Genomic DNA, 8,318 nt, shown 5'->3' with positions numbered 1-8,318 from the left:
CCCTGGTAGCTCCGCTACCAGGGCCTTTCGGCGCCTTGCGATCGCACGCACCGGACACCGCCCGCTGATCGGACCCCACTTTTGTTCGGAGCTCTGAGTCCGGCCGCCCAAGAGGCCCGGGGGTCGTCGGAGCGGATGGTCCGGCCGGGCCCGTGTCAGTCGAGGGCGCTCGGGCAGTAGCCCCCTGGCGGCCGGGTCTGTTCGCCGAGTAGTCACGTCGGCCGGCCGCGCCGCGGTCAGCCGAGGCGGGCCGCCAGGCCGCCCGTGCAGCGGACCTCGTCGCCCGCCGTGATGAGGAGGGCCTCCACGTCCGGGAGGGACTCCAGCCAGCGCAGTCCGTCCCGCGAGCCCATCGCGAAGGCTGCCGTCGCCCAGCAGTCGGCCCAGGTCACGCCCGGGGCCACCACGGTCACCGCGACCAGGTCCGTCACCGCGGAGCGGCCCGTGCGCGGGTCGACGATGTGCGCCCCGCGCTCCGCCGTCCCGGACGTCGCCACCGCCAGCTCCGAGGTACCGGCCGCCGAGATCACCGCCGCCAGCCCGCCGGGCCGCAGCGGATCCGACACGCCCACCCGCCAGGGCCGGTCGCCGCCGGGCACGCCCAGCAGCTGCACATCGCCCCCGCCGTTGACGCTCACCCCGCTCGCCCCGGCCCGCTCCAGCAGCCGCGCCGCCCGCTCGACGGCCCACCCCTTCACGATCCCGGTCGGGTCCAGCCGCCCCTCGTACGAGGTGCTGAACCACCCGTCGCTCAGCCGGGCCGCCTCCTCGCCCAGCTCCAGCACCGCGGCCACCTCGGGCGCGCACTCCGCGACCGTCAGCTCCCCGCGGCCCAGCCGGGAGATCTCGCTGTCGTCCCGGTAGGTGCTGAACACCTCGTCCACCCGGTGCAGCCCGGCCACGGCCTCGGAGAGCGCCGCCCGCACCGCGTCCGGATCCCCGCCGCGGACGTCGAAGGAGAAGACGGTCCCCATGACCTCCTCCACATGACGCACCGCGGCGGGAGCCTTCGCCGGTTCGGCCACGGTCTCAGCCACCGGCCTGGTCCAGCGCCGACTGGAGCGACTGCTTGTAGCCGTTGCTGGTGTAGGTGGCGCCGGAGACCGCGTCGATGTCGGCGCTGCCGGCCGCCACGGCGGCGGCGTTGAGCTTCGGCACGGCGTTGCCGTTGATCTGGGTGCTCTGCCCGCCGCTCGGCGCCTGCACGGCCTCCGCGGCCGTGATCTTCCCGCCCTCGACGGTGATCCGCACCTGGACCGGCCCGTACTGCGTCGTCACCGTCTCACCGGTGACGGTACGCGCCTCGGCGGCCCCCGCGTCGCCGTCGCCCGCACCGGCGCCGGCGCCCGGATCGGTCCCGGAACCGGAGCCCGCGTCGGCCCCCGCCTCGGCGCCGCCCCCGGACTTCTCCATCTGGTCCAGCGCCGATTGCAGCGACTGCTTGTAGCCGGCGCTGGTGTAGGTCGCCCCGGAGACCGCGTCGATCTCCGCGTTCTGCCCGGCGAGCGCCGCCTGGTTCAGCCGGGGCACCGCCATGTCGGTGACCTCGGTGCTCCGGCCGCCGCTGGGCGCCTGCACCGCCTCCACCTTGGTGATCTTTCCGCCGCTGACGGTGAGCCGCACCTGCACCGGCCCGTACTCCGTCTGCACCGCCTCACCGGTGAGCGTCCCGGCCTGCCCCGAGTTGCCGCCCTGCGCCGACTCCTGCGCCGCCGCGGTCTGCTGCGGTGCCACGCCCGCCGCCGAGGCCGACGCCGGGTCCGACGACGGCTTCAGCGACAGCAGCAGCACGATCCCGGACACGGTGGCGGCGCCGGCCAGCACGACACGCCGGATGGGGTGACTCTTCCTCATCGCTTCAACAGCTCCTGAAGTCCCGTCGCTCACATCTCGAACGACTCGTGATGGATGCGGCGGGCGGGCACTCCCGCGCCGCGCAGTGCTTCGTAGACGGACTGCGCGAAGCCGGGCGGCCCGCACAGGAAGACGTCGTGCTGGTCGATGTCCGGCAGTTTCTGCTGCAACCGCTCCGCGGAGATGTCCGGGCGCTCCCCGTCGGGGCTGTTCACCGCGTACATCAGCCGCGCGCCCCGCTCCTCGGCGATAGCGGACAGCTCGTCCCACAGCGCCAGGTCCTGGGTGCTGTTGGCCCGGTACAGCAGCGTGATGTCACCGGAGGCCCCCGGCAGCGTCTCGAACAGCGCCCGCATCGGGGTGATCCCGACACCGCCCGCCACCAGCAGCACCTTGCCCCGGCTGCGCCGCTGCGCCGTGAGCGCCCCGTAGGGACCCTCCGCCCACACCTTCGTCCCGGGCTTCAGCTCGCGCAGCCCCTCGCTGTGGTCACCGATCGCCTTGACCGTGATCCGGAGCATGTCGGGGCGGGGCGCCGCCGACAGCGAGTACGGGTGGGAGCTGAACCGCATCCCCGGGGCCAGGAACCGCCAGCGGAAGAACTGCCCGGCCTCCGCGCCCATCCGGTGCAGCTTGCGCCCGCCGATCAGCACCGACACCACACCCGGTGTCTCCTCGATGACCGCCTCCACGTACATCCGGTGCCGGAGGTTGAGGCGGATCGGGGTGAGGACGCGGTACCAGAGGACCAGCGCGGTGACCACGCCGTACAGCCCGTACCAGAAGGTCTTCGCGGAGGGCTCGACGGCGAACTCGTTGCCGGTGGTGATCTGGTGCCAGAACGTCAGGTACACGGCCGCGTAGGTCAGCAGGTGGACGTGGTACCAGGAGTCGTAGGGGATCCTGCGGCGGATGCCGCCGATCGACAGGAAGGCGATGACGAACAGCAGGCCCGTGCCGATGGCCGCCTTGCCCATGTCCGGCAGCGTGTTGACCGAGTCGATCGTCTGCTGGACGATGTCGCCGAGCGTCTTGCCCGCCTGGAGCGCGTACGCCCACATGGTGAGGAAGACATGGGCGATGACCAGGCAGATCGTGTAGCGGCCGCTCATCGCGTGCCAGCGCGCGACCCGGTCCGAGCCCACCCGCCGTTCCAGCGCGGGCACCCGGGCCATCTGGAGCACGACCAGGGCCATCAGATACCCGGCGAGCAGACCCGTGATCCGGCCGGCGGCGAGGATCTTCGCGGTGTTGTCGGCGAGGGACGGGGTGTTGTCCCACCACAGCCAGAGCACGGCGGCGGCGCCCGCCCACAGGGCGATGACCAGGGGAACGGCCGGGGAACGGCGCGGACGGATGCGGCGCATCGTCTGGCGGCGGGCGGCACGGCCGCCTGCGAGCGTGGTGGTCACGGTTCCTCCGGGTCCGGACAAGGGGGAGTGGCGGGGTCCCTCGGCCCAGAGGTACGTGCGGGGCGGCCGGAGTGTTCAGTACCGCGTGATCGCGGTCGGCCCGGTCGTCGTACCGACGGCGATGTGCGGCTTTCGGGCGGGATCGGCCCAGCGCAGGATCCGCCGCATGTCCCCGGCGGGGACCGAGACGCAGCCGGCGGTCGCGCCGGAGCCGTTGACGTGGAGGAAGATCCCGGCGCCCCGGCCGCGCACCGGCCGGTCGTAGTTGAAGCCGATGACGAGGGCGTGCGCGTACTGGGCGGTGTAGGTGATCAGATGCTCGGACTCGGCCGCTCGGCAGTCCACGGCGCGCGGCTCGGTCCAACGGTTGTAGCTGCGCGAGTCGTTGTCCTGGCACCACCACGAGTCCTGGCGCACGGGGCGGTACTCGTACGCCGTGCCGCGCGGCGCCGCCTCGATGCCGAAGGCGTACGGCAGCCGGTACAGCCCGGTGGGTGTGGTGCTGGTGCCCTGGCGGCGGGCGGCGCCCTCCACGAGGCCGTTGGCCCCGAAACGGGCGGGCGCGGAACCGGACTTGACCCAGCGTCCGCCGCGCAGGTCCCACCAGGTGACCGTGCCGGAGGTGGAGCCGGTCCGCGGGGCGACCGCGGTGATCAGCTGGGTGCCGTCGCCCGGGTCCGCCATCCGCGCCGGCAGCGGCCGCTCGCCGGGGGGAGCGGCGCCGAGCAGCAGGAGGGAGGCGGAGGCGAGGGCGACGACACCGAGGCGCATGGCTCAGACCGTAGACGGCGGCAGCGGCAACGGCAGCCCGGGTAGGCCATCCAGGCTGGTCGCCACGTGGTCCTTCTTGGTGAAGTAGGCGTTCAGCGACGCGTCGTCCTCCCGCGCGAACCGCTGGGCGTGCAGATCGCGGTCCTCGTCGTACGACATGAAGGGCACCGCGTATCCGCAGGTGTCCCGGACGAGTTCGGCGGTGACGACGATGATCGCGCGCAGTCCGTGCGGGCCGGGGTCGATGCCGGGGAAGTGGGCGAGGAGCCCGGCGAAGCGCGGGTCGTCGCGGAAGACCGGCTCGCCCCGGCCGTGCACCCGGACGATGGTCGGCGGGCCCTGGAAGGCGCACCACATCAGGGTGATCCGGCCGTTCTCGCGCAGGTGCGCGATGGTCTCGGCGTTCGACCCGGCGAAGTCCAGGTAGGCCACGGTGAGTTCGTCCAGCACCGCGAAGGAACCGGTGAGTCCCTTGGGGGAGAGGTTGACCGTGCCGTCGCCGGAGAGGGGCGCGGTCGCGGTGAAGAACAGGGGCTGTGCCTCGATGAAGGTGCGGAGCCGGCCGTCTATGCGCTCATAGGTCTTTCCCATGTCACATGAGTATGCGCGCGAATATTTCGTTTGTCTAAGGACTTTCGGGTTGCTGTGCGGCCGTGGCCGCCCCGGCCGGCGTCGCAACGGGGCGGCCACGGTTGCCTGTCACGTCACTGGGTGAGCGTGCAGGCGGCCAGGGAGGTGAGGCCCTGGGGCTTCTCGGCGGTGCGGCCGATGGAGATGGCGATGCGGTCGATGGTGGCGGTGCGCTTGCTGGCGAGGGGGCCGAGGATGGCGTTCTGGACGAAGTTGGGTCCGCCCTGGCCGACGGTGTCGACGAGTCGCTTGTTCGCTTCGTCGATCTGGGTCTGGAGGAGGGTGAGGTTGCGGTCGACCTCGGCCTGCGCGCTGGCGGGGATCGCGGGCAGCTGCGAGGCGACGTCCGGGCAGCTGATCGCCCCGACCCCGGCGCCGGCCTCCTCCTCGGGGGCCGGCGCGCCGGTGTCCTCCCCCGCGCCCGTCTCGGGCTCCTCCTCGGCGCCCGCTTCCGGCTCCTCCGCGGCACCCGTCTCGGCGACGCCCCCCGCGTTCAGCGCGCAGGTGGCGAGGGCGCCGAGGCCCTGGGGCTTTTCGGCGGTGCGGCCGATGGAGATGGCGATGCGGTCGATGGTGGCGGTGCGCTTGCCGGCGAGGGGGCCGAGGATGGCGTTCTGGACGAAGTTGGGTCCGCCCTGGCCGACGGTGTCGACGAGTCGCTTGTTCGCTTCGTCGATCTGGGTCTGGAGGAGGGTGAGGTTGCGGTCGACCTCGGCCTGCGCGCCGGCGGGGATCGCGGGCAGCTGCGAGGCGACGTCCGGGCAGCTGATCGTGCCCGGCCCGGCGAGGGTGCGCGCGTCACTCCCGGACGACTCCCCGGCCAGCGCGGAGTTGACGATCACGGCTCCGGAGAGCGCCAGCGCGGCGGCGCCGCCGATCAGCGCGACACGACGCTTGTTGTACTTCGGAAGAGCCCTGGACATGCGGAAGCCTCACTCGGGTCGGATGTGCGCGGAGTTCTCGTGGTGGACGGACGCGGCGCCTGCGTCCGGCGTGAAGTACGGGAAAGCGGTTTCAGGTGTTCAGATCCGAGCCAGATTGACGAGTCATGCGTTGGTCTGCATAATCATGCATAGACCGACCGGCGCCCCCGACGGCCGCCTCCCCGTTCACGCCACGGGGAGGCGGTGCACCATCCAGATCCTCTGAGGAGCACAAGTGAGCAGCAACAGCGGAGACGTCCGGCTCTGGGGCGCGCGTTTCGCCGACGGCCCCGCCGAGGCCCTGGCGAGGCTGTCCGCTTCGGTCCACTTCGACTGGCGTCTGGCCCCCTACGACATCGCCGGGTCCCGGGCCCACGCGCGGGTGCTGCACAAGGCGGGCCTGCTCACGGACGACGAGCTGACCCGCATGCTCGCGGGCCTGGACCGGCTCGCCCTGGACGTCGCCGACGGCAGCTTCGTCGGGACCGTCGCCGACGAGGACGTGCACACCGCCCTGGAACGGGGCCTGCTGGAGCGCCTCGGGCCCGACCTCGGTGGCAAGCTCCGCGCCGGACGCTCCCGGAACGACCAGGTCGCGACCCTCTTCCGGATGTACCTGAGGGACCAGGCCCGGTCCGTCGCCGGTCTGATCGCCGACCTCCAGGACGCCCTGGTCGGACTGGCCGAGGCCCACCCCGACGTGGCCATGCCCGGCCGCACCCACCTCCAGCACGCCCAGCCCGTGCTCTTCGCCCACCATGTCCTCGCCCATGTGCAGGCCCTGTCCCGGGACGCCGAGCGGCTGCGCCAGTGGGACGCGCGGACCGCCGTGTCGCCGTACGGCTCGGGCGCCCTGGCCGGCTCCTCCCTCGGTCTCGACCCCGAGGCCGTCGCCGCCGACCTGGGCTTCGAGCACGGCTCCGTCGGCAACTCCATCGACGGCACCGCCTCCCGCGACTTCGTCGCGGAGTTCGCCTTCATCACCGCGATGATCGGCGTGAACGTCTCCCGGATCGCCGAGGAGATCATCATCTGGAACACGAAGGAGTTCTCCTTCGTCACCCTGCACGACGCGTTCTCGACGGGCTCGTCGATCATGCCGCAGAAGAAGAACCCGGACATCGCCGAGCTGGCCCGCGGCAAGTCGGGCCGGCTGATCGGCAACCTGACCGGCCTGATGGCGACCCTGAAGGCGCTGCCGCTCGCGTACAACCGCGACCTCCAGGAGGACAAGGAGCCGGTCTTCGACTCCTGCGACCAGCTGGACGTGCTGCTCCCCGCCTTCACCGGCATGATCGCCACGCTCACCGTCCACCGCGAGCGCATGGAGGAGCTGGCTCCGGCGGGCTTCTCGCTGGCCACCGACATCGCCGAGTGGCTGGTCAAGCAGGGCGTGCCGTTCCGGGTGGCGCACGAGGTGGCCGGTGCCTGTGTCAAGGCCGCCGAGGCGGAGGGCAAGGAGCTGGACGAGCTGACGGACGAACAGTTCGCGAAGATCTCCGAGCACCTCACCCCCGAGGTCCGCACGGTCCTGAACGTCCCCGGCGCCCTGGCCTCCCGCAACGGCCGCGGCGGCACCGCCCCGAGCGCGGTGGCGGTGCAGCTGGCCGAGGTGAAGGCGGACGTCGCCGCGCAGCAGGAGTGGGCGAGCGCGAAGAAGTGACGTGAGGGCGTCGCGCGTTACTTTGGTCGTCAGTACGCCGACCGAACGGAGCCCGCGATGCCCTTCGCCCGTCTCGCGACCGCCACGACGCCCACCTGCCACATCGGTCTGGGGCTCGCCGCCGTCGGCCGCCCGGGGTACATCAACCTGGGCCGCGAGCGCGACCTGCCCGAGGGCCGCAGCGTCGAGGCCCTGCGGGCGCGCACGCACGAACTCCTCGACGCCGCCTACGCGCAGGGGGTCCGCTACTTCGACGTGGCCCGCTCCTACGGCCGCTCGGAGGAGTTCCTCGCCGACTGGCTGAACGCCCGGCCGGACATCGACGACATCGTGGTGGGCAGCAAGTGGGGCTACACCTACACCGCCGGCTGGACCACCGACGCCGAGCACCACGAGGTCAAGGACCACGGCCTGACGACCTACGAGCGGCAGCGCGCCGAGTCCGACGCCCTGCTCGGCGACCGGCTCGACCTCTACCAGATCCACTCGGTGACGCCGGACAGCCCCGCCCTCACCGACAAGGACCTGCACGCCCGGCTCGCCGAGGCGGCCGCCCAGGGCCTCACCGTGGGCTTCTCCACCAGTGGCCCCGCACAGGCCGACGCGATCCGGGCCGCCCTCGCCGTGACGGTCGACGGCGAACCCCTCTTCCGTACCGTCCAGTCGACCTACAACGTGCTGGAGACCTCCGCCGCCCCCGCCCTCGCCGAGGCGCACGACGCCGGACTGACGGTGATCGTCAAGGAGGGCATGGCCAACGGCCGGCTCGCCGAGCCGCACGCCCCGGACGCGTTGAGGGCGGTGGCCGCGCGGACCTCGCTCGGCACCGACGCCGTGGCCCTCGCCCTCGTCCTGCGCATGCCGTGGGCCGGTGTCGTCCTCTCCGGTGCCGCGACCACCGCCCAGCTCGCCTCCAACCTGCACGCCGCCGTCGTCGACCTGGACGAGGAGCAGCTGTCCCGGCTCGCGGCCCTCGTGGAGGAGCCGGCCGCGTACTGGGAGCGACGGGCGCGGCTGCCCTGGCACTGATGCACCACTGGTCCACGACTAATTCGCGACTGATCC

At 72.4% G+C, this 8,318-nt stretch carries 8 protein-coding genes; 2 read left to right on the top strand and 6 right to left on the bottom strand.

Annotated features, from left to right (window positions below; genetic code table 11):
• Window positions 1-236: 236 nt before the first annotated feature.
• The 6 genes from AB0E07_RS38715 to AB0E07_RS38690 form a co-directional block, all read right to left on the bottom strand.
• On the bottom strand, window positions 237-1,037 hold the full coding sequence (locus AB0E07_RS38715) for an FAD:protein FMN transferase (protein ID WP_362262851.1): 801 nt from the start codon (window positions 1,035-1,037) through the stop codon (window positions 237-239).
• Complete coding sequence (locus AB0E07_RS38710) at window positions 1,030-1,854, bottom strand: FMN-binding protein (RefSeq protein ID WP_362262849.1); 825 nt, start codon at window positions 1,852-1,854, stop codon at window positions 1,030-1,032. The genes AB0E07_RS38715 and AB0E07_RS38710 overlap by 8 nt, the downstream gene beginning before the upstream one ends.
• Before the next feature lie 29 nt (window positions 1,855-1,883).
• Window positions 1,884-3,266, bottom strand: a complete 1,383-nt coding sequence (locus AB0E07_RS38705; protein WP_362262846.1) for a ferredoxin reductase family protein — start codon at window positions 3,264-3,266, stop codon at window positions 1,884-1,886.
• A 75-nt stretch (window positions 3,267-3,341) separates the two neighbouring features.
• Window positions 3,342-4,037 carry a L,D-transpeptidase family protein gene (locus AB0E07_RS38700; RefSeq protein WP_362262843.1) on the bottom strand — a complete coding sequence of 232 codons (696 nt, stop codon included), beginning with the start codon at window positions 4,035-4,037 and terminating at the stop codon, window positions 3,342-3,344.
• Between the two features lie 3 nt (window positions 4,038-4,040).
• Complete coding sequence (locus AB0E07_RS38695; protein ID WP_362262841.1) at window positions 4,041-4,628, bottom strand: pyridoxamine 5'-phosphate oxidase family protein; 588 nt, start codon at window positions 4,626-4,628, stop codon at window positions 4,041-4,043.
• Window positions 4,629-4,741: 113 nt separating this feature from the next.
• On the bottom strand, window positions 4,742-5,590 hold the full coding sequence (locus AB0E07_RS38690) for a hypothetical protein (RefSeq protein WP_362262839.1): 849 nt from the start codon (window positions 5,588-5,590) through the stop codon (window positions 4,742-4,744).
• 235 nt (window positions 5,591-5,825) lie between these two features.
• Between AB0E07_RS38690 and argH the strand changes: the two genes are divergently transcribed.
• Window positions 5,826-7,253 (top strand): argininosuccinate lyase, encoded by a 1,428-nt coding sequence (gene argH, locus AB0E07_RS38685; RefSeq protein WP_362262836.1) that lies wholly within the window; start codon window positions 5,826-5,828, stop codon window positions 7,251-7,253.
• Between the two features lie 57 nt (window positions 7,254-7,310).
• Complete coding sequence (locus tag AB0E07_RS38680; protein ID WP_362262834.1) at window positions 7,311-8,282, top strand: aldo/keto reductase; 972 nt, start codon at window positions 7,311-7,313, stop codon at window positions 8,280-8,282.
• Window positions 8,283-8,318 lie beyond the last annotated feature (36 nt).

It is taken from the genome of Streptomyces sp. NPDC048002 (assembly GCF_040653275.1).
In the GTDB taxonomy this organism is placed as follows: domain Bacteria; phylum Actinomycetota; class Actinomycetes; order Streptomycetales; family Streptomycetaceae; genus Streptomyces.
The sequence above is the reverse complement of the archived record's forward strand: the minus strand, read 5'-3'. Positions and strand labels throughout refer to the sequence as shown.